The organism is Faecalibacterium sp. I3-3-89 (genome assembly GCF_023347275.1).
Taxonomy (GTDB): domain Bacteria; phylum Bacillota; class Clostridia; order Oscillospirales; family Ruminococcaceae; genus Faecalibacterium; species Faecalibacterium butyricigenerans.
The window spans coordinates 2,100,471-2,119,849 of the sequence record NZ_CP094468.1 but is presented as its reverse complement, the minus strand read 5'-3'; the positions used below and the strand labels follow the sequence as shown (position 1 = coordinate 2,119,849).

The 19,379-nt window shown below is 46.7% G+C and carries 25 protein-coding genes and 1 pseudogene; 16 read left to right on the top strand and 10 right to left on the bottom strand.

Going from position 1 to position 19,379, the window contains the following annotated elements; translation table 11 throughout:
• The first annotated feature begins 15 nt into the window (after positions 1–15).
• The 12 genes from MTP38_RS10275 (at position 16) to MTP38_RS10220 (ending at position 8,869) form a co-directional block, all read left to right on the top strand.
• Positions 16–879, top strand: coding sequence for a CbrC family protein (locus MTP38_RS10275; RefSeq protein WP_015565834.1), 864 nt, complete (start codon positions 16–18; stop codon positions 877–879).
• 9 nt (positions 880–888) lie between these two features.
• A complete protein-coding gene (locus tag MTP38_RS10270) occupies positions 889–1,440 on the top strand; it encodes a DUF4304 domain-containing protein (protein ID WP_006059611.1) in 552 nt (183 codons plus the stop codon).
• 26 nt (positions 1,441–1,466) lie between these two features.
• Positions 1,467–2,003 carry an SF0329 family protein gene (locus MTP38_RS10265; protein ID WP_006059612.1) on the top strand — a complete coding sequence of 179 codons (537 nt, stop codon included), beginning with the start codon at positions 1,467–1,469 and terminating at the stop codon, positions 2,001–2,003.
• An 11-nt stretch (positions 2,004–2,014) separates the two neighbouring features.
• The gene (locus MTP38_RS10260) at positions 2,015–2,374 is read left to right on the top strand and encodes a hypothetical protein (protein ID WP_015565835.1); all 360 of its coding nucleotides are present in this window, start codon (positions 2,015–2,017) and stop codon (positions 2,372–2,374) included.
• A gap of 15 nt (positions 2,375–2,389) precedes the next feature.
• Positions 2,390–2,995 carry a DUF3885 domain-containing protein gene (locus MTP38_RS10255; protein WP_015565836.1) on the top strand — a complete coding sequence of 202 codons (606 nt, stop codon included), beginning with the start codon at positions 2,390–2,392 and terminating at the stop codon, positions 2,993–2,995.
• A 451-nt stretch (positions 2,996–3,446) separates the two neighbouring features.
• Complete coding sequence (locus MTP38_RS10250) at positions 3,447–3,980, top strand: RNA polymerase sigma factor (RefSeq protein ID WP_249233503.1); 534 nt, start codon at positions 3,447–3,449, stop codon at positions 3,978–3,980.
• Positions 3,973–4,662 carry a DUF4367 domain-containing protein gene (locus MTP38_RS10245; RefSeq protein WP_097791873.1) on the top strand — a complete coding sequence of 230 codons (690 nt, stop codon included), beginning with the start codon at positions 3,973–3,975 and terminating at the stop codon, positions 4,660–4,662. Before MTP38_RS10250 ends, MTP38_RS10245 begins: the two co-directional genes overlap by 8 nt.
• A 172-nt stretch (positions 4,663–4,834) precedes the next feature.
• Positions 4,835–5,221 carry a hypothetical protein gene (locus tag MTP38_RS10240; protein ID WP_227612091.1) on the top strand — a complete coding sequence of 129 codons (387 nt, stop codon included), beginning with the start codon at positions 4,835–4,837 and terminating at the stop codon, positions 5,219–5,221.
• Positions 5,222–5,338: 117 nt separating this feature from the next.
• Positions 5,339–6,184, top strand: coding sequence for a hypothetical protein (locus tag MTP38_RS10235; protein WP_143406017.1), 846 nt, complete (start codon positions 5,339–5,341; stop codon positions 6,182–6,184).
• Positions 6,185–7,097: 913 nt separating this feature from the next.
• The gene (locus MTP38_RS10230; RefSeq protein WP_015565839.1) at positions 7,098–7,610 is read left to right on the top strand and encodes a hypothetical protein; all 513 of its coding nucleotides are present in this window, start codon (positions 7,098–7,100) and stop codon (positions 7,608–7,610) included.
• Positions 7,611–7,705: 95 nt separating this feature from the next.
• Positions 7,706–8,146 (top strand): hypothetical protein, encoded by a 441-nt coding sequence (locus tag MTP38_RS10225; RefSeq protein ID WP_005929376.1) that lies wholly within the window; start codon positions 7,706–7,708, stop codon positions 8,144–8,146.
• Between the two features lie 336 nt (positions 8,147–8,482).
• Positions 8,483–8,869 carry a hypothetical protein gene (locus MTP38_RS10220; protein ID WP_097785778.1) on the top strand — a complete coding sequence of 129 codons (387 nt, stop codon included), beginning with the start codon at positions 8,483–8,485 and terminating at the stop codon, positions 8,867–8,869.
• A 112-nt stretch (positions 8,870–8,981) separates the two neighbouring features.
• Here MTP38_RS10220 and MTP38_RS10215 read toward each other — a convergent pair.
• The 10 genes and pseudogenes from MTP38_RS10215 to MTP38_RS10170 all read right to left on the bottom strand — a co-directional run.
• Positions 8,982–10,046, bottom strand: a pseudogene (locus tag MTP38_RS10215) (relaxase/mobilization nuclease domain-containing protein); the annotation flags it as partial.
• Between the two features lie 58 nt (positions 10,047–10,104).
• The gene (locus MTP38_RS10210; RefSeq protein WP_249233502.1) at positions 10,105–10,890 is read right to left on the bottom strand and encodes a hypothetical protein; all 786 of its coding nucleotides are present in this window, start codon (positions 10,888–10,890) and stop codon (positions 10,105–10,107) included.
• A gap of 171 nt (positions 10,891–11,061) precedes the next feature.
• On the bottom strand, positions 11,062–11,784 hold the full coding sequence (locus MTP38_RS10205; protein ID WP_097782402.1) for an AAA family ATPase: 723 nt from the start codon (positions 11,782–11,784) through the stop codon (positions 11,062–11,064).
• A gap of 34 nt (positions 11,785–11,818) precedes the next feature.
• The gene (locus MTP38_RS10200; protein ID WP_005921746.1) at positions 11,819–12,205 is read right to left on the bottom strand and encodes a DUF2500 domain-containing protein; all 387 of its coding nucleotides are present in this window, start codon (positions 12,203–12,205) and stop codon (positions 11,819–11,821) included.
• 1 nt (position 12,206) lies between these two features.
• Positions 12,207–12,554, bottom strand: a complete 348-nt coding sequence (locus MTP38_RS10195; RefSeq protein ID WP_249233501.1) for a DUF6054 family protein — start codon at positions 12,552–12,554, stop codon at positions 12,207–12,209.
• On the bottom strand, positions 12,455–13,144 hold the full coding sequence (locus MTP38_RS10190) for a recombinase family protein (RefSeq protein WP_442900522.1): 690 nt from the start codon (positions 13,142–13,144) through the stop codon (positions 12,455–12,457). Before MTP38_RS10190 ends, MTP38_RS10195 begins: the two co-directional genes overlap by 100 nt.
• A 93-nt stretch (positions 13,145–13,237) precedes the next feature.
• Entirely contained in the window at positions 13,238–13,420 is a 183-nt protein-coding gene (locus tag MTP38_RS10185; protein ID WP_005945116.1) for a hypothetical protein, read from the bottom strand.
• Between the two features lie 223 nt (positions 13,421–13,643).
• Positions 13,644–13,985, bottom strand: a complete 342-nt coding sequence (locus MTP38_RS10180; protein ID WP_097786354.1) for a replication initiator protein A — start codon at positions 13,983–13,985, stop codon at positions 13,644–13,646.
• A 797-nt stretch (positions 13,986–14,782) separates the two neighbouring features.
• The gene (mobQ, locus tag MTP38_RS10175; protein ID WP_442900567.1) at positions 14,783–16,360 is read right to left on the bottom strand and encodes a MobQ family relaxase; all 1,578 of its coding nucleotides are present in this window, start codon (positions 16,358–16,360) and stop codon (positions 14,783–14,785) included.
• Between the two features lie 269 nt (positions 16,361–16,629).
• Positions 16,630–16,947 carry a DUF3847 domain-containing protein gene (locus MTP38_RS10170; RefSeq protein ID WP_316541617.1) on the bottom strand — a complete coding sequence of 106 codons (318 nt, stop codon included), beginning with the start codon at positions 16,945–16,947 and terminating at the stop codon, positions 16,630–16,632.
• An 86-nt stretch (positions 16,948–17,033) separates the two neighbouring features.
• On the opposite strand from MTP38_RS10170, the gene MTP38_RS10165 reads away from it, so the two are divergent.
• The 4 genes from MTP38_RS10165 to MTP38_RS10150 all read left to right on the top strand — a co-directional run bounded on the left by MTP38_RS10165 (position 17,034) and on the right by MTP38_RS10150 (position 19,368).
• A complete protein-coding gene (locus MTP38_RS10165; protein ID WP_223383315.1) occupies positions 17,034–17,573 on the top strand; it encodes an RNA polymerase sigma factor in 540 nt (179 codons plus the stop codon).
• Positions 17,566–18,261 (top strand): DUF4367 domain-containing protein, encoded by a 696-nt coding sequence (locus tag MTP38_RS10160; RefSeq protein WP_005924698.1) that lies wholly within the window; start codon positions 17,566–17,568, stop codon positions 18,259–18,261. The genes MTP38_RS10165 and MTP38_RS10160 overlap by 8 nt, the downstream gene beginning before the upstream one ends.
• 171 nt (positions 18,262–18,432) lie before the next feature.
• A complete protein-coding gene (locus MTP38_RS10155) occupies positions 18,433–18,819 on the top strand; it encodes a hypothetical protein (RefSeq protein ID WP_223383317.1) in 387 nt (128 codons plus the stop codon).
• 156 nt (positions 18,820–18,975) lie between these two features.
• Positions 18,976–19,368 (top strand): hypothetical protein, encoded by a 393-nt coding sequence (locus tag MTP38_RS10150; protein ID WP_223383318.1) that lies wholly within the window; start codon positions 18,976–18,978, stop codon positions 19,366–19,368.
• Positions 19,369–19,379 lie beyond the last annotated feature (11 nt).

The following is a 19,379-nucleotide window of genomic DNA, read 5'->3' as shown; positions in this document are numbered from 1 at the left end:
TGGGAGATTGTGACCATGAACGAATACCTGAAGCAATATATTGAACTCCAAAAGCAGTTTCGGGAGACAGAAGGAGATCCGGACAGTGTCCGTGCTCTCTATACCTTCAAGGAGAAACTGGAGCTGTCGGAAGACAAGCAGGCCAAGGAAGTGCTGGTGGATGTGTATGATCTGCTGGACTTCAAGAAGGATGCCTACGAACTGCTCTGCCAAATCGGAAATCGTTCCGACAAGAAGACCCTCAAGCGGCTGGGCATCTTGAAGGACTATGCGGAAAACTGGGGCAATCATTATGCCCTCCCCAGGCCCAAAACGCCGGAGGAGAAGCAGAAAGAGAAGGAACGGCAGGCCCAGCTGGGCCTGCCCGCCTTCCGGTATCACCCCAATCCTCTGGAAACTGGGGCTTTTGAGGAATCCGCAGACGGCGTTGTCTGCGACTGCTGTGGCAAGACGACCCATATTTTCTATACAGCCCCCTTTTACGCCGTGGAGGATATTGCATATCTGTGCCCAGAGTGCATCGCCAACGGCGAAGCAGCCCGGAAATATGACGGTAGTTTTCAAGATGATTTCTCTGTGGATGATGGTGTAGACGATCCGGAGAAGCTGGACGAGCCGATCCACCGCACCCCGGGCTACTCCGGCTGGCAGCAGGAATACTGGCGCGCCCACTGCGGCGACTACTGCGCCTACCTGGGCCATGTGGGTGCCAGGGAACTGCGGGCCCTGGGTGTGCTGGAGGAGGTACTGGACGATCCGATGTGGGACGATGAGCAAAAAGAAATGATCCGGGAATCTGTCAATGGCGGGCATCTGCAATGCTATCTGTTCCAGTGCCTCCACTGCGGAAAACACCTGGTCTGGATGGATTTTGATTGAGGTGGCAACATGGAGAAGAAGGATTTTCCCAAGGGAACCAAGCCCCGTGAGATCTTCGTCTATACCTGTGAGCGGATCGCGGAGCCTTTGAACCCGCTGGGCTACAAATACCGCAAGAGCAAAAATGACATCTACAAAAAAGACGGCATCTTTGTGTTCTCCTTTTACTTTTCCCCCTCCATCCGCTTTGGCTCCACCACTTTTACTGCCTTCTTCGATGTGAGTTCCCCGGTGATTGCCCAGTGGCGCAGTGAGCAGGAAGGGACGGAGGAAACCTATGATGGTATCGTGGGTACCTCCATCGCCCGGCTGACCCACCGGTATGATGACTTCCCCCGCTATGAGGTATCTACTCTGCTGGAGCGGGAACGCTCTATCCAGGAAATTTCCGGGCAGATCCAGGACTATGCACTACCATTCTTTGCCCGGTTTTCCAATCTGCCCAAGCTGCTGGACGATGTGGAACAGGAGGGGTTCTTCCCCCATCGGAAGGGGTTCGATGTCCCTAAGCGGAATCGGGAGTTCATCGAATGCTTCCGGGAGTATCTCCAAAAGCAGTAGGAATCAGCAGAAAGGAAACAACACCTATGTCAAACAGTAGAGTATCCACTTGGAGTGGAATCCGGAACAAATTGGAGAATGACTACCTGTGCCCGGCACTCCGGGGCCACATCCAGTATTTTGCCACCAGTTACAGCAAAAGCGCCGACCATGAGGGCCGGGCCGCCATTCGTGTGGACGGCGTGGAAGTGCTGCGGAGCAACTACTACACCTATTTTGAAAATGTGTGGACGAAATTTCATCACTTGCGCTCCACCACGCTGAAAGATCACGACTCCGCAAAAGAGGCCATCAATCAGGCTCATGCCTATGCGCTGGAGCAGGGCACCTTTGACCAAAAGGTGTTCTATGAGGCGTTTGGGATCTTTGACAACCAGAGCATCGAGAAAAGCCTTGTCAGCGAGAATCCCCTTGTCCGTATCTTTGCCCTTCTGGATCGCAGGCTTGGCAAGCGCCGCCTGCTGGCTTTGGAGGACTCCATGGAGCAGGAACTGGACTGGGTGCGGGCTTTCTATGTGATCCGGTTGCAGGCCGAAGGGCTGATGGAAGCGAATAACATTTAGGAGGAACCACCATGTCACAGATCGCGTCCTTTTATCTGATAAAAAATAACCAGCGGCAGGAGTTGTCCGACGGTGACTGCTCCGGCGCGGTCTATATGGCCATCTGGGACTGGTGTGAGAGCGAACTGGATCTGGATGTCCGTTTTCCTGCTCCCCAGACGGAAGACACCCTGGACTGCGCTCTGCTGGAGGGAGAGCTGGCGTCTCAACTGCTGGCAGCTCTGCGGGAGCAGGATCTCTCGGAGCTGGCCGCTGAAATTGCCCCGGACTGGGATCTGCCCACCGAGGCGGTGCAAAGCGGGCTTAATACGCTGCGCTCCCATCTGGAACTGGTGCAGGGCGATGCTGCTCTGCTGTATGAAATGACATGAGAACGGAGGGATACCATGCTGGCAAAGCGGTTTGAACACATTTTACATGATCTGGGCATGGCTGGGCTGGAACACCCTCTGTTCTACCATGCACCGGTGGGCATTCGTTTTAAGATCGGCGGGGAGGAACCAATCTATCTGGATAGGCGTGCGGCGAAGCTGAAAACCAACCCCGCTTATGTTCAGGGGGCGCTGGACCGAGCCGCCGCGATCTATCGGGCACTTCCGGCGGTGCCGGACCTTCTGCGGATCGACGGGTATCCCGATGAAGAACCCGCCGAGTCCCTGCTGACCGTTATCCGGCAGCGAGTGGGCCTCCCAGTTCCCGATGAACAACTTTCGGCCACAGAGCAGGATGAAGATGGGGATACCCATGCACAAGTGCAGTTTTACTGGGATCTCAGCAAGATCAGCTTTCAACCAGAGCTGCTTCTTCGGGAAATCATTCTGGGGGACATCGGCGGCTGGAACGGCTTTGTGTCCAGCGTCTATCTGGCTGGGCCGGGGCCGTTCCTCTACCATTTGTACGATGACCGTGGGCTGGATGTGCTGGGCGGCTCACAGAAGCTGCTATCACGCTTTTCAAAGAACGAGCCGGAGTTGCGCGCAGCGCGCAGATAATCCCGGCAGTTAAACAAAATCTAATCAAGGTTGAGAGCTTTTTCTTCAGCCTTCGTCTTTGCCATGGCGTTTTTCTCCAATCTGAAAATTACAAATTGCGGACAAAAAGGACGCATTGTTGTGGCAAGCAGGGCTTTTGTCTATACAAACGCCATTTTTGCGTTGCAAAATGCTTGTTGGGCTGTGCCCAATCCCCTTCATTCTGCACCGTTCCGATGCAGGCTGCGCGTTTTTTCAAAACGCTTCTATTTATATAAGGTAGAGCTTCAAGACATTTGCACTCTGCAATTTTGATGGAAACATCTCAAACCAAACGAACAGCCAGCAACGGCCTCAACAGTAAGTGAGGTCATGATGCTGGCTGTTCTTCGTTCAGAACGGAAAACATTCGACATTTTCGCTGGTTCATGGTACACTACATCCAATCCATGCGAATCAGTTGGAGGTGATTGTGTTGCTTTCCCTGTACTTAGCTGTTCTTGACGATCAAAGCAAAGAAGAACAATTTATAGATGTATATAATATCTACAAACGGCTGGTCTACCATACCGCTTACAAAATTATGGGCGATTCGTATCTGGCAGAAGATGTACTGCAAGAGGTGTTTTTGTACGTTGCCAAAAATTTTTCTAAAATTCATCGAGAAAACTGTCACGAACTCGCTGCTTATCTCGTTAGTTGTAGTAGAAGCCGTGCATACGATATGCTTCGCAAGCAGCGAGAAGAACCGCTGGAAGAAGTCCCGGACGCACCAGATGATGCCCCGGTGCCGGATGATGCAGCAGTCAGCACCGATAACATCCAATACCTGACAGAACTGATCGGACAGATGAAACCGATGTACTGTGATCCACTGCGCCTTTTGGCGATGGGCTACACCAACCGGGAGATTGCCGAATCGCTTGGACTGACAGATGAAGTGGTTCGGATGCGGCTTTTCCGTGGAAGAAAACTATTGTGGAAGGAGCTGAACAGCCGTGAGTGAGCGGACAGAGATTTCTTTTGATGCAGCTTTGATGATGGCACTCCGTGCAGATGCACAGAAAGAACTGGACGAGCTGCCAACTCCGGCCCAGCTTAAGGAACGCTACCCGGACACTTCCCGATGGGATGCTCGCCTGAAAGCGGCATTGCATAAACGCTGTCCGGTGCTGAAACGAGTGCTTGTTGTAGCCATGACGCTGGTAATTTTAACTCTCGGCGCGCTTGCAGTAAGTGCAGACTTCCGCAAGGCAGTCTACACGATGATTCAGAAGTTCTTGCCGATTGAGATGCAGCTGACGTATCAAGTGGACGGCGAACCGTTGGAACGATTACCGGATGGATACAGCGATCATTATGTGCTGGACGGCTTTGAAATGGACGATGCGCAGAAATTTGAACGAGCAGAAAACTTTTTACATGTTTACTCGTCAAAAGAAACAGAGGAAAGCTACACTGTCCGTTGTTCAATTATCCAGCCGGGGCAGCAGTCCCTATTTGATAATGAGCATACAGTGTACGAAACCGTAAAGGTCGGAGAAGCAGATGGCGTACTTGGAACTAGTACGGATGAACATGGAAAGAATGTTTATACTCTAAGTTGGGAATATCAGGGGATTACACATACCGTTATGGGAAACATTCCATACGATGAGATTATGAAAATTGCGGAAGGTATCCGTTAAGAAAGCCGGACACTTGTGAGAGTACACAAATGTCCGGCTTTCTTTTTGTCTGAACTTACAAAGATGGAAAATTTGAAAAAAATTTCTCCTGAAAATTGAAACGAAGCGAATGCGAATTGCGTTGATTATACAAAGGCTCTTGTTAGGAGCAAAAAAACGGAGGTGTATGTCTATGTCGAAAAAGCGTTTGTTGTCCATTGTTATTTCAGCGGTGATTCTCTTGAGTTTTGCCTGCACCGCAATGGCCGCTGAAAAGTCTGAGCGGTATGTAGGTGATAGTACGGTCAACGGATCCATTTACCAAACATACTATCAGGTTGATGCCCAGACACGAACTGGAGTAAAGAAAATCAGCGTTTCAGGCGTTCTCTATGAAAAGGGAACAATTGGAACATGGCAAAAAGTAAGTAGCTGCTCGAACAGCAGCACGACCTCAACCTGCATGGTGAGCAGTAACTTTAACACTAAGCCCGGAAAATCTTATAGGCTGGAGTATTCTGCGACCTTTAACTATTCCGATGGACGGAGTGAAACCATTACTGGAAGTGCCAGTAGATAAGTGAGGTTATTCATTTTAAAAAACTAATCCTAGAGATGATAGGTGAAGCCTTATCTTTGGAATAGAACACCTAAAGTATACCATTTCTATTAGAATAATCTACAGTGAGGGTTAATTATGAAAATTTGGAATAGATTCATATCGTTTGCACTTGCAACCACGCTTTTGCTAACCGTTCCTTTGGTCTCTTTTGCAGCAGGAACTAAAAACAGCACGAGTTCTGACTTCACGACCGTACAAAGCGCGTCAGGTGAATTGCTTGTTAGAGCCTATGATCTTGACAATGGTGACTCGGTTTTTGAACAGTACAATGATGGAAAATTGGTAAGCCGTTATACGGTTGACCGATCAAAAAATGTTATAAATGAATTGGTTTATTCTTCGGATGGAACATCAAAACAGCTGCAGCGATTTATTCCGACAGAGAAGAATTTTGATATAGTCTTACCGCAATCTACAATGTCGCGTCGGTTGGGAAGAATTCGTTTCCAATATACAGATGGAACCGGAACGGGAATCTGCGGAGCATATGTGGATTATGTGAAAGAAACAGGAAACAAAAAATATGATATTAATGGAACATATAGAGATTTGGCAGGGTTGGCATCAGTTGTAGCAGGTGCCTTGTCATTACCTGCTGCTCCGGCACTTGCAATTTCCAAAACTGCACTCGCATATTTTGGTTTTGCTATGACGGCCGTGCAATTCACCATTCCACAGTGTAACCTTAATTCGCAGTATGAACAAATTGAATACACATTGACTGATATTAACCACTCTTCTCACAAAAATAGTTTTTGGGGAACCAAGTATGTTATAACGGAAAGTGGAAATAAGTTTAATAACACCTACACGGATGGCGAGTATTACCCCACAACATCTTGGGGAAATCAAAATTTTGGAATGACAATCTATAATTATCTGTTTACATACAGTAATTGGAATATTTATGCGTGGAACTAAAAAATATAAGATTGTTAAATGTTTCAGACATTTCGGTGCTATTATAATATTGCTATGGCTAATTTCTATCGTAAGATTTCCGTATTCTTTTGATAAATTGCAAGTGTTATCAAATAAAAATTTTGAAAGCGTTTCAAATTCTATGTTAACTCTTGTTGATTGTAAATCGACCGAATCGAAGTCTTCAATTGATTTTTTACTAACCGATGGAAAGCAATATTATATTATAACGGCAAAACGTTTCTTTATATGGAACCGATATGATTTATCTCAGCTGATGCCCTTCTCAGAAGAAACAAGTTATAGCTATACAGATTGTTTCACCAAGGTGAATGTTGTTCAATCAGGCAATACATTGTGTTTATATGAGGAAGGATATGTTCAACCTTATATCTTATCGTTTCTCTTTTTGTGCGTTGTGTTAATGCTCAATATTTTGGGAGATAAATCCACTCCAGAGGAATAGAGATAATGAAGTGCATTTATTGTGGAAGCGATATGCAGCTTGGAGGAATCGTCACGCAGGGAGTTTCAGCGATGTGGTTTCCTCAAGAAAGTCTGAAAAAATCACGTCTTTCAAAAATCATTTTTGAAGGCGGGATAGCTATAGGAAAGAAAGACTATTTATGGGGGACCGACGATACTAACAGATGCTTATTACTGTCGAAAATGCAAAAAATAATAGGAGTCTTTAGCATATAAATGCTTCAGATGGAGGTGATTCCAATGCAGATAATTTCCTTGAAAACAAGTTGAGCATGAGTTGAGGTACATTTATGAAATTTAGCGTACCGGAAATCTTGACAATTGTATCGACAGCAACAGTCATGGCGATTGCTTTTCTTGTGATTGCAAAGTACCTTATTCGATATGCTGTCACATTTTATGCAAAAATAAAAGGAGATGACTCAAAATGACCTTGAAGAAAAGATTGCTTGCGCTTTGTATGGCGGTGGTTATGGTCTTTTCGCTTTGTTCTATCTCTGCTTTTGCAGCGGCCCCAACGGATGACAAACAACCTGTTGTTATTGGAAGGTATGATGCACCTCTAAGCGAGTGCTTGGAACCTGGCATGGCTATGCAGGTAGGAATTGCTAACGTTCGGGTTAATTCCTACGCAACCTATGATAAGAATGATGGCGTACAGGTTCATGTTGAACTTTACGTTCCGTGGTACTCATCGCCAAAGCCGGAATTTACAGGTATGACAGGAAATGTCAAACTTACCATGAATGGCCAATCGACAAGTAAATACTTCTCTGAAGTCGCAACCGGGGACGAAACGATTAGTACAGATGTGGATACCGGTAGGAAAGCTAGTAGCGGAACAAGCGGTACAGTATTTGTTTCTGGAACTGCTGTAGCATTGAATGCTTTGGCAAACGGTGGCCAGTTCTCCATTTCCTACGACATCACGATTCCGTAATAAAAGCATTAGATAATGGGGATAAAAGCCACGATTCTTTAGAGCCGAAAGAAAAGAATCGTGGCTTTGTACGTTTGAATTATGGAGCAAGCCAAATGAATAAGAAATTGGAATTTTTTAGCAGTATGGCGGTTGCCTTTATAGTTTTGATATTGGTCTTTCTTTGCATTCGTTTTTCAGGTCAGGGAAAATTTGCTACACATGGAGGAACCAATCCGTCTGATGTAAAATGTATTTATACTTCAGTTTGGCCGGATAATGAATACACTAGGCTTATTTGTGAGCCGGAAAGTGGAACGATAGAATATATATTGGATGGTTCTAATGCTGGGTATTATGCAATCTTTTATAATAATATCTCTGAAGAAGAAATACAAAAATATATTGACCAATTGAAAACCTTAGGATACGCTGAAGAGGCATCGGCTTCAGAAAGCGTTTCGACAGGCGTTTTGCTAAGAAAAGATGAAACATGGATAAGCATTGCATACTCAGAGGGAGGATTTGGAATCCGGATTTCAGTAGAAAAATCCTGAATAAAAGAGATGCTGGGGAATTCCGGTTATCCCTATATTGGGGCGGCAGAAGAAAAAATACTCTTTACAAATATTTGAAATCTATTTCTACAGATGAAGAATATGCTGAAATAGCATCAAGAATCCTAGACGAATGGCTGTCGGAAAGTGATGGCTCCTAATTTTATCAAAAAAGTGGTGATTCCAATGCAGAAAAAATAGAATACATATTTCGAAAATTGCTACCATCAAACTGTCAAAGAATACAAGTCAAACGGTTCTTTGATTCGTTCTAAAACGGATTACTATCAGGCCATTGGTGGTTAAGTCACTCCGTTTGTAAGGAAAGGGTTGAAAATGGATTTTCTTAAACAAAAAGGGCCATTAGCAAGAGAATTCTGCAACACGTTGATTTACATTATTTCGTTAGTGTCATTAAAGCCTTCAAGCCTTCAGAGGGTGTTGACAGAACTTCAATGGAATGGGATGTGGTTCTTTTCTCTGGCATTTTTCGCTGTCATCTTTATGGAAATGCTGTCCGATTTTTTGCTGGTTACAGATCGCTGCACTGCATGGAAAGCATTAAATGGAAATGTCAGCGAAGCCGAATTTCACAATCTTCAGCAGATTGTCCTATGCAAAAATCAGAAAGTTTCCATTGAGAAGAAACTTGCAAGTACGATACTACTGGTTCTGATGATATGTGCAACTGCTGCATTTGTGTGGTTTACCTTTTTGGCTTGACTGAATAATTTTGGTATTTTGAATTCACATTCTTAGAAATCAGTTTTCAAAAGCAAAAATCCGCCGAGGAATCCTCCCGAAAAAAACGGGAAGAATCCTCGGCGGATTTCGTTTATCGTGTTGGCTCTTTTTCGGCTGTGTCTTTTTCCTCTGCAAAAAACATCTCTACATTTTTCTGAGCTTTCATCAACTCCTGCATCTCATCTTGTGCCTTCCGGTAGTCTGGGTATGCTTCTTTCTTCTTTTTCAGAAGTTCAGCGTATTCGATGCTCAAGTCCTTAGTCTTTGGCAGCTTTTTCAATCCAGCTTCATCAAAAGCAGCTTTTGCAGCCTTATGCAGCGTGATTTCTTCCCGGTGGGCTTCCAGAAATCTCTTACTGTACCCGGCTTTGCGGTAGGCATCATAAACCGGACGTGTCCGGGCGTAATTAACGATGTGCGTCCGCAGAACGGCAATCTCGGTCATGCGCGCTTCTGCAGCTTTAATGGAATCGCCCAACTCGTGATAGCGAGCAGTTGCTGCATCCACACGTTCCTGCATTTCTTTAATGCTGCCGATTTTATGCTCCTGTAAGAAAATCAGCGTCTTGGACATTTCTTTCAGATTATATCGCTTTGCCCAGCGAGCATACCCCATGCTCTTTCCCTCGGCCAGCTTTGCCTGAATGTCCACCAGCATCTGAAACTTTTGTTCCGGTACGATGCGCTTCTGCTTCTGCCGGGGATGGTGTTCGGCTTCCCCAGAGATAACAGCTTTCAGTTCTTCTTCACTATATCCTGCGCCCAAAGTGCGGAACCGGATGAATCGCTTCTGCCGTGCGCCTTTGACGGAGGTGTATTTTCCACGCTTGACCTCATAACCCTGCTGCTCCAGTCCTTGCAGAAAATCTTCGTAGTCTTTGGGCTTTTCCGCCAGAACAGTGTCAATCACGCCACATAGACGGTCACGATTGCTTTCTTTGGGCGGGTAGAGTGTGCGCTTCTGCCGCTCCCGATAGGGCTTTATCTCAATGACGGAAAGCTGATGCTCTAAGCAGATCAGATCGCTCAACCGTTGCACAGCCAGCCCGGACAATAAAAAATCCCGGAATTTCCGGATGCTGTCCAACGCAGTGGAGTTGTAGATAATGTGATTATGAATGTGTTCCCGGTCCGTGTGGGTTGCAACGATAAACGCATCTCCAAAATTTCCAATTCATTGAGTTGAGCATATTACATACGCGAACACTCCAAACCTACAGCTCAGTTTCCACCGCAAGCTGCTCCTGCTTCTCTTTTTCATCAGCGATTTGGACATCAACATCTTCGCGCATCTTTTTCAGAAGTGCAAGGACTCGCTTGATTTGGCTCTTGGTGTTTTCCACTCTGCTCTGCGCCTGATTGATGTGATCCAGAACTGCCCAGTCTGCAAAGAGGCCATCAAAGAAGAAATCTGCGAATTTCAAAAAACTGTCTACCGCAACCTGAAGGTCTGCGGTGATCTCAACATCGGCAAGCTCAGTTTTGAACCGCCGCAGTTCCACTTGAAGCTGTTCCACCTGCTCCTGTGCATTGTCCAGTTCCTCATACTTGGCAAGATCAGCCATCAAACCGCCGCCCATTACGTCCCATGTACTCCAGCCCTCGGCATTATCCAGCGTTTCCAGAACTTCATTGACCGTGTGCAAGGCGGTCTTTCCGGCGTTGATGGCTTCCAGCAGCTCCCGCTTTTGGACTTTCAGTGCGGCAATGCGGCTTTCGCTTTCCACAATCTGCTGTGCGGCAGGGTGGGCAGAGACTTTGATGCTTTTGATTTTTTCGGAAAGAGCAGCTTGATACTGCCTTTCGCAATCGGACAGCCGTTCCAGTCTATTTTGAATCTGCTCCAAGTCGGCATCAACGGAAGAAAGGTCATGGAAAGCAGCATCGTACTTGACACGGGCTGCATAGGCTTCCTGCCGTTCCTTGTCCAGCTTTTCGTCCATTTTTCCAATCACTTGATAGAAAAATGCGGCAAGGCTGTGCCCCTCCAGACGATCCACATCAGCCTGTTCTGCCAGCTTGGATTTTTCCAGCTTTTTCAGGCGGTCCGCAAGCGTATCTCTCTGGGCGGTCAGTTCTTTCTGCTTTGCTTCACAGTTCTTCTTTTCTGCGACCTGCTGCCAAAGCTCTTTCAACGTAGAATCACTCATAAGGAATGTCCTTTCCCGGCATTACGTTTCTTCGTTCAGAAGCTGGTTCAAAAAATGCTGCCGATTATTTACAAATGTTTTGGTGATAACGTAGCTGTCCGTATCTTCATACTGACAAGGATGAATCGTGCCATTGTCGAAGCTAAAAATTTCAGCATCAGGCATTCCGAGGAGAATGGGTGAATGTGATACGATAATGAATTGCGCCCCTTCTTGGGCACACCGATGAATGTTGATCAGTAACGTGAGCTGCCGCTGCGGGGATAAAGCGGCTTCCGGCTCGTCAAAAATATAGACTCCATCTGCACCCATGTAGTCCTGCGCAATAGCGAGGAAACTTTCACCGTGTGATTTTTGGTGATAGCCTTTGGAGGGATGATCGTCATCGGAATAGTCGATTTCCTTGGTGGCTACATTGTAGAAGCTCTCTGCCCGGAGAAAATACCCGAACTTTGGTCTGCGATACCCCTTGGAAATCGTCATAGCCTCACATAGTTCCGAATGGGAGTTGTATGTGGAAAATGAATAGTTCTTCGTTCCACCCTCTGCGTTGAAGCCGTAAGCAACAGCGATTGCTTCCAGAAGCGTAGATTTTCCGCTTCCATTTTCGCCAACAAAGAACGTAATGGGCTTATGGAATGTAAAAGTGTCGATTCCGCTGATGGCAGGAATCTGACGAACATAATTGTATGGGCGCACTCTGTTCCAGTCGATGGTCAGCCCTTGGATAAACAGATCGTTCATACAGCACTCCTTACTATATAATGTAGGAGAACGATTAGTTCCGCTCAAACCCAAGATAGCGGGTGCCCTGAAAACTCAGCTTTCCGATGTCGCCCTGCACGAGCAGACCATAATCGCTTCCGTCCACTTCAAATTCCATCCGGTCGCCGCTCTCCACCTGAAAAGTCACATAGTACGATGTAAATGTGCTAGTGTCGTATCCGTGCGCACCGGACATATCTCCGGCATTGGCACTGCTGGAATGCGAAACATCGGTGCGCTTTGCTACCACTGTTGCCGGAACGGTAAGCCGCGGCGAGTGGTTGTTTTTGTTCCATGTGCGGAGATTTGAAATTAGAGCAAAGAAAAACATTCCAATAAAAAGCAGGAACAGGATTGGGAAAATGAAGCTGAATATAGCGTCAAACCATCCAAAAAACATTTTACTCCTCCAGAATCTCTTCCAGCAGCTCTTTTACATCGTCCAGAAAAGATTCTTCTCCGAGGGTGTTCACCTTGAAGAACACCGCCTGACTGCCGCCTGCGGTGATGGCAGACAGGCGGATCGGACTGTCTCCATTCTGGAACAGGGTCAGCGTCAGGCTCAGGCGGTTGCCGCCCATCATGCTGTACCGTTCAAACACCCGGACACTGCACCGGGCATCGCCCTCTTTGAAATCACTGCCTGCCTCTAAATCTGCCGACCAACTGCTGTCCGGGATTTCTTGTTCCAGTTTCCGAAGCAGCTTGTCAAAATTCTTGTTTCGGATGGTCTTTTCAAAGATTGCCATAATGGTTCCTCCGTTCTGACAATTAAAAATCGGTCCCTTATTTTTGATACGAGCAGAGCCACAGGAAAATTGCGGAGAAATCGCTTGAAGAGAGGAATTTTGTCTAATTTGATTATATACTTTCCGCTTTTCTTGCGTGTCCGAAGGGCACTCTTGATTTTTCGGGAAGTGTCTTTGGCGTACATTTCATTGATGATGTTTCGGAACGGGGCAATATCCATCTGGGATTGCTCGTTGGAATCATAACCATCATTGATTGCAATATAGCGGACACCGTGCTCAGGAAAGAAGATTTCCATATACGTTCCGGTTTCGATGTGGTTGCGTCCAAGTCGGGACTGGTCTTTGGTAATGACTGTTGCCACCTTTCCTTCCCGGATATCATCCAGAAGTTCCTGAAAGGCAGGGCGGTCAGAGTTCGTACCGCTGTAACCATCATCGACATAGTACTGGCAATTCCCGAAACCGTTGCGTGTGGCATACTCCATAAGCATCGACTTTTGAGTGCGGATGCTCAGGCTTTCGCTGTTTGAACCGTCATCTTTTGACAGTCGGCAGTATAAAGCAGTTACTTTTTTGTCCTTTTCCATGTGTACCTCCATAATGGAAAAGAGACCTCATCAATCACATTGTAGCGGATGCTGCGTGACGATGCAAGCCCTTTTCCGCAGTAAAACGTCCAATTAGCCAGCGGCGAGATACGATTCGGCAGTTTTACGAATTTCTTCTTCCACAAGCCGCTGAAAAAGCGTATTCATCGGCACATTGCCGATATAATGGCGTTCCACGATCAGGCGCACGGACTTCGGACTTCTCGGCGCACGTTTGCGTGTGGTGGGCTTCTTCTCAGATTTTTCTTTGTTCAAGGGCAGACCTCCTCATTCATGTGGTGCAAATACGGAAAGGAATGGATGGATTCTATTCGTTTTTCTCTTTTTGTTTTATTACGTTGGTTAGGTGAAAGTTTTCTTCGATACAGTCTTAAAGGCTGCTATACTGCATAGGAAAAATATCTTTTGCAGATGCCATTAAGAATCTGCATCACAGAATCGTGATTTTGGCGGTTCTTGAATCGTGAAAAACGCAGAACTATTCAACATTTGGAATTTTCACAAAGATGTGATTGGGCGAAGAAAACCGCGTTCGTCTGCGCTCAATCAATCCTGCAGCGTCCAATTCCTTAAGCGCACTGGAAACACTGACAGTGCTGCGCCCTAGCTGCTCAGCCAAAGAGCAAATCGTAAAAATGACAAACACGAAACCGCGTTCATCTATCCAGAGATTTTTCTGCGAGAGCGTGGCACGGTCGAGCAGCAGCACATAAGTCATTTTTGCAGTCTGGCTCAGGTCAAGTTCCAAAAGGAAGCGTGGGTATGGGAGAAACGGCGGCAGCAGAGTTTGCGTGGTAAGATATTCTGAAATGTTGATCACCTCCAGCTGAAGCAGAAATCAGAAACAAAGAGTATGTAACGAGAATTGGTGGGTTCCAATTCTCCAGTCGCAGAAAAGCACGAAACAAGTGCTCAACTGCGTTAATAAGTTAAGGTCTCCCATATTGGTCCTCGACTTCCCTAGGAGTGGGGAATCGTCCGGCGGCGGGCTTGCACCGCACCATTGGCATTTCAGCCACCCCGTCTTCGTTATGACCGGGCTGCGAGTTACAGAAGTACCTTTTGTGAAGTACCGGACGATTGAACTATTCACTTGTCAAGGAACATATGGAAGATTTCTGGACTTTGACGGACGAAAAACATCCTTCTACTTGGTAGCCGATGAAAAAGGCCATTTCGTAGCATTGCAAGCAATTTTGTAAACAAAACGTCATAATAGTCCGAGAATGGTCTTGAAAAAGATGCCCTACACTTGGTAGGCATCGAAAACGCCTGTTTCGTAGCATTGGTGAGAAACTTGTAATTGAATTGTAATTCTTGAGACCAAATCTCCGCTTTTGAAAAAATCCTCTCAATAGGTAGGCAACGAAAACAGCCCAAAGACAACCATCTTTTTGAGAATTAACAAAAAGGTCACAAATGACCGGCTTTCAAAGAGGCGCTTCTACTATTAACAGAAAAAGTGGCCTAAAATGGGGGGTGTTGGAGAAAATTTCTGCCTTAAAAGTACGCCTCTACTCACTAGCCGACGAGAACAGGCAAAGGCCAACAAAAAAACATACGAATTATGTATTTCTGCCACTGATTGCAACGGCGTATCGGTGACAGAAAGATCGTTTAGAGCGATTCTTCGCGGTTTGGGGTAGTGGAAGTCGCTTTGTGGTGGGACTTTTTCTGCTGAAGCTGCTCCAGCTGTTTCAGCACCGATTCTTTTTCCGAGGTCTTGCCGTTCGGTGCGGAAAGCTGCTGCTTATTCAGCACCATGTCGATATACTTGCGGATATTTTTCAGTGCAGAGATGTCCGGCTGCAAGGTTTCCAGTTTGGTACGCAGTTCTGCGCTGTCAGATTGCAGCGCAGAAAATTCGGCATCCAATGCCGAAAAATCCACCGCTGTACTGCCGTTCAGCTTCATCAGGGTGCGGACAGCTTTATTGAAGGTGTCCAGTTCCTCTTTGTGCTGGGCGGCGTAAGCGTCCTTGGTCAGCTTGAAGTTCTTCTTGATAAAGGTGTCGTGGATGGGCTTCAGCTTGGCATGGGCGGCGGCAGCATCCTTGATCTGGGCGATTGCCCGCATACGGTTTTCGTTCTGCTTCAACTGCCTACGGAGAGGGGCGGCGGTCTGGTTCAGGTTAGAAATTGCGGTATCCAGATCCTCGATGGTGTTCAGAGAATGGGCTTTCAGATAGTCCACCGCCCGTTTGACTTCCTCAAAGTCTCGGACAGTGCATTTCAGTTTTGCCTTGCCAGACCAATCGCTGCGCTGCTCGTTGCGGAGGTTGAAGTAATCCACCAGCAGGTCGGACAGCATTGGCTCCTTGGCTTGTTCCAGTGCATCCAAAAGAATCTGCTTCTTTTCATTCAGGTCTGCGATCCAGCGTTGCAGCCCACGAATCGCACTGCGGATGGACTGCATCAGGCTATTGGCGGCGCGAATATCCCGGTTCAGGTTGCCGAGAAAAGTTTCCACTCCACGCTTTTCCATCTGGTGTGCGGCGGGACCGAGATGCACGGTCGGTATCTGCTGGATGCCCTGTCGCTCAAAGGAGCGCAGGTCAACACGTTCCGGGCGGCCAGCCGCTTCCAAATAGCGGTTGGTAATGGTCTCCCAGCCATGCCGCCAGACCTCGGCATACTTCTGGTCGTTCCAGTCCACCGTGTTTTCCTTGTGGCACTTCCAGTTGCCGGAAGCGAGCCGGATGCGCTCACCGTTCTCGTCAAGGTCGTACACCTTTCTGGCTTTCGGGAGCCACTTGCCGTGTTCATCTATTGCCCGGAGCGTCAGCAGAATGTGAGCGTGTGGGTTTCCATCTCCCTTGTCGTGGATGGCAAAGTCGGCAATCATCCCTTTGGAAACAAACTGCTCCTGACAAAACTCTTTTATCATGGACAAATACTGCTCCTTCGGCACCTCCACCGGGAACGCCAGCACGATGCGCCGGGCAAGCTGGGAGTTCCACTGGTTCTCCACAGCTTCTACGGCGTTCCAGAGGGTCGCCCGGTCTGCATATCCGGGCGGCGCATAGGATGGCAGCATGATCTCAGCGTGGACAAGCTCTTTCTTCTTGTTGTAGAATTTTGTTCTCTGGTCGTACTCGCTGAACAGCCGTTCGCCGCTTTGGTAAGCGGCCCCGGCAACAGCGGACTGCCCTTGGCTGCGCTTGACGATGGTAATTTTGAAATGCGGACACGGAATAGGCATCACCCCCAAACAAAAAGACCGCCCAGCAAGATTGCTCTTGGTGAACGGTCTGGAATTGTATTCGGTTTTGCTCGCCGCCTTAGAACGGAGTGCCATGCGCTTCGATCTCAGGCGGGAGCCGCAAAAGGATAGCTGCAAAGCAGCGCAAGGAAAATGCAGTTTTCCTTGGGATGGAATCGGGCTGGCGCACAAACGCCAGCTTCGATTTCATCGAGCCGTCTGCAAGACCGCAATTTCACCGGAACGGTGTATAATTGCGCCCTTTATTCTAAAGGGTGCGGAACGCTGCGGCTTTCGTGCAGGTCGTGAATCATCTTTGCAAGAGCCAGCGCAACTTCCGGCTGACGGAACGCAATTTTCAGCAGCTCCATCACCTGATCGTTGGTGAGTTCTTCCGGCGCAATCAGAAAACTTTCCAGCATTCCGGCACGGGTACACAGCCGATGCACACGGGCCTTGCGGGTCAGCTCCGGTATCTGGTGTTCCAGAATTTTCTCCCGGTGCTGGTAGTAGCGCAGCTGCTGTTCTGCTTTGGCTTTCTCGCTGCGGAGATAGGCGAGATCGGTTTTCGGTTGGGTCAATGGCATCACGCTCCTTTTCAAAAGTTGGTTGTATTCGACATTTTTATTGGTTCGTGGTACACTACACACAATCAATGTGAATAGAGGTGACTGCGTTGCTTGCGTTATATCTAAGTGTGCTTGATGATCGAAACTTTGAAGAAGATTTTACCGAGGTGTACAATACATACAAACGGCTGGTTTACCATACCGCTTACAAAATCATGGATGATTCGTATCTGGCAGAGGATGTGCTACAAGAGGTATTTTTGTACGTTGCAAAAAATTTTTCTAAAATTCATCGAGAAAACTGTCACGAACTCGCTGCTTATCTCGTTAGTTGTAGTAGAAGCCGTGCATATGATATGCTTCGCAAACAACGAGAAGAATTGCTGGAAGATGTCCCAAACGAACCAGATGCCGCTCCGGTGCCGGATGATGCAGCAGTTAGCACCGATAACATTGAACGTCTAACAGAACTGATTGGCCAAATGAAACCGATGTACCGTGATCCGCTACGCCTTTTGGCAATGGGATATACAAACCGTGAGATTGCAAAATCGCTGGGATTAACGGATGAAGTGGTACGAACACGGCTCTTTCGAGGACGAAAACTATTATGGAAGGAGATGAACAGCCATGAGTGAGCGGACAGACATTTCATTTGATGCGGCTTTGATGATGGCACTTCGTGCAGATGCGCAAAGAGAACTGGATTCGCTTCCAACGCCAAAGCAGTTTGAGGAAATCTACCCAGATACGTCCCAATGGGACGAACGAATGACAGAGGCCTTAAAGAAGAAAAAGCACCACCCAGTGTTGAAACGAGTACTAATTGCGGCATTGACACTCGTAATGCTGACGGTTGGTGCTCTTGCGGTCAGCGCTGATTTCCGCAGGGCAGTCTATACGATGATTCAAAAATTTCTGCCCATTGAGATGCAGCTGACTTATCAGGTGGATGGCGAACCGCTGGAGTGGCTCCCGGATGGATACAGCGACCATTATGTGCCGAACGGCTTTGAAATGGACGATGTGCAGAAATTTGAGCGAGCAGAAAACTTTTTACATGTTTACTCGTCAAAAGAAACAGAGGAAAGCTACACAGTCCGTTGCTCAATTATCCAGCCAGGGCAGCAGTCCCTGTTTGATAATGAGCATACAGTGTACGAAACCGTAAAGGTCGGAGAAGCAGATGGTGTACTTGGAACCAGTACGGATGAACATGGAAAGAATGTTTATACTCTAAGTTGGGAACATCGGGGGATTACACATACCGTTATGGGAAACATTCCATACGATGAGATTATGAAAATTGCGGAAGGTATCCGTTAAGAAAGCTGGACACTTGTGAGAGTTCACAAATGTCTGGCTTTCTTTTTGTCTGAACTTACAAAGATGGAAAATTTGAAAAATTTTCTCCTGAAAATTGAAACGAAGCGAATGCGAATTGCGTTGATTATACAAAGGCTCTTGATGGGAGCAAAAAAACGGAGGTGTATGTCTATGTCGAAAAAGCGTTTGTTGTCCATTGTTGTTTCAGCGGTGATTCTCTTGAGCTTTGCCTGCACCGCAATGGCCGCTGAAAAGTCTGAACGGTATGTAGGCGATAGTACGGTCAACGGATCTATTTACCAAACATACTATCAGGTTGATGCCCAGACTCGAACTGGAGTAAAGAAAATCAGCGTTTCAGGCGTTCTCTATGAAAAGGGGACAATTGGAACATGGCAAAAAGTAAGTAGCTGCTCAAACAGCAGCACGACCTCAACCTGCATGGTGAGCAGTAGCTTTAACACTAAGCCCGGAAAATCTTATAGGCTTGAGTATTCTGCGACCTTTAGCTATTCCGATGGACGGAGCGAAACCATTACCGGAAGTACCAGTAGATAAGTGGAGTTTGTTATATATTTCAGCAAGTTAGAAAGGTGTGAGGTAATTATAAAGGCGAGACCAACGCGAGTTATCCGATACCTAGCTATAGTCGCACTGTGCTTGCTTTTGGGCTTTATGCTTGGAAGAAAAAGCAAATATGAAAAACGAGATTATTTGAAACAATTCAAAATTGGAAAAGCAACATACTCTGAATCGTTGATATATGAGGCTTATGGCGGATTGCAAAATGATGGGATAATGTTAGCGGTATACTACGATGTGGATGCAGCCAAAATTATTCATCAACTCGATTCATGGGAGAAAATTAATGATTCTCCAACCATATCTTCTATATTAAAAAATGTGTCGTCATATTTTGGATTAGATTTTGTGATTCCTGAAATTGCAAGTGGAAATTTTTTTCTTTATGATAATAGTCAGCATAAGGAACTACGCTCGGAAGCCGAAATGAATACATTGCTTTTACATTCTGAAGATGTGAATTTTAGTCTCGTTGTCTGGGATGATGAGAAGCACACAATTTATATAGTAGAGTACAGAATTTAAGGAGGTTCGTT

Excerpts from the sequence above, each read along its gene's own strand:
- MTP38_RS10275 (WP_015565834.1), top strand. The coding sequence starts at position 16 with ATGAACGAATACCTGAAGCAATATATTGAACTCCAAAAGCAGTTTCGG.
- MTP38_RS10270 (WP_006059611.1), top strand. The coding sequence starts at position 889 with ATGGAGAAGAAGGATTTTCCCAAGGGAACCAAGCCCCGTGAGATCTTC.
- MTP38_RS10265 (WP_006059612.1), top strand. The coding sequence starts at position 1,467 with ATGTCAAACAGTAGAGTATCCACTTGGAGTGGAATCCGGAACAAATTG.
- MTP38_RS10260 (WP_015565835.1), top strand. The coding sequence starts at position 2,015 with ATGTCACAGATCGCGTCCTTTTATCTGATAAAAAATAACCAGCGGCAG.
- MTP38_RS10255 (WP_015565836.1), top strand. The coding sequence starts at position 2,390 with ATGCTGGCAAAGCGGTTTGAACACATTTTACATGATCTGGGCATGGCT.
- MTP38_RS10240 (WP_227612091.1), top strand. The coding sequence starts at position 4,835 with ATGTCGAAAAAGCGTTTGTTGTCCATTGTTATTTCAGCGGTGATTCTC.
- MTP38_RS10235 (WP_143406017.1), top strand. The coding sequence starts at position 5,339 with ATGAAAATTTGGAATAGATTCATATCGTTTGCACTTGCAACCACGCTT.
- MTP38_RS10230 (WP_015565839.1), top strand. The coding sequence starts at position 7,098 with ATGACCTTGAAGAAAAGATTGCTTGCGCTTTGTATGGCGGTGGTTATG.
- MTP38_RS10225 (WP_005929376.1), top strand. The coding sequence starts at position 7,706 with ATGAATAAGAAATTGGAATTTTTTAGCAGTATGGCGGTTGCCTTTATA.
- MTP38_RS10220 (WP_097785778.1), top strand. The coding sequence starts at position 8,483 with ATGGATTTTCTTAAACAAAAAGGGCCATTAGCAAGAGAATTCTGCAAC.
- MTP38_RS10205 (WP_097782402.1), bottom strand. The coding sequence starts at position 11,784 with ATGAACGATCTGTTTATCCAAGGGCTGACCATCGACTGGAACAGAGTG.
- MTP38_RS10200 (WP_005921746.1), bottom strand. The coding sequence starts at position 12,205 with ATGTTTTTTGGATGGTTTGACGCTATATTCAGCTTCATTTTCCCAATC.
- MTP38_RS10195 (WP_249233501.1), bottom strand. The coding sequence starts at position 12,554 with ATGGCAATCTTTGAAAAGACCATCCGAAACAAGAATTTTGACAAGCTG.
- MTP38_RS10190 (WP_442900522.1), bottom strand. The coding sequence starts at position 13,144 with ATGGAAAAGGACAAAAAAGTAACTGCTTTATACTGCCGACTGTCAAAA.
- MTP38_RS10160 (WP_005924698.1), top strand. The coding sequence starts at position 17,566 with ATGAGTGAGCGGACAGACATTTCATTTGATGCGGCTTTGATGATGGCA.
- MTP38_RS10155 (WP_223383317.1), top strand. The coding sequence starts at position 18,433 with ATGTCGAAAAAGCGTTTGTTGTCCATTGTTGTTTCAGCGGTGATTCTC.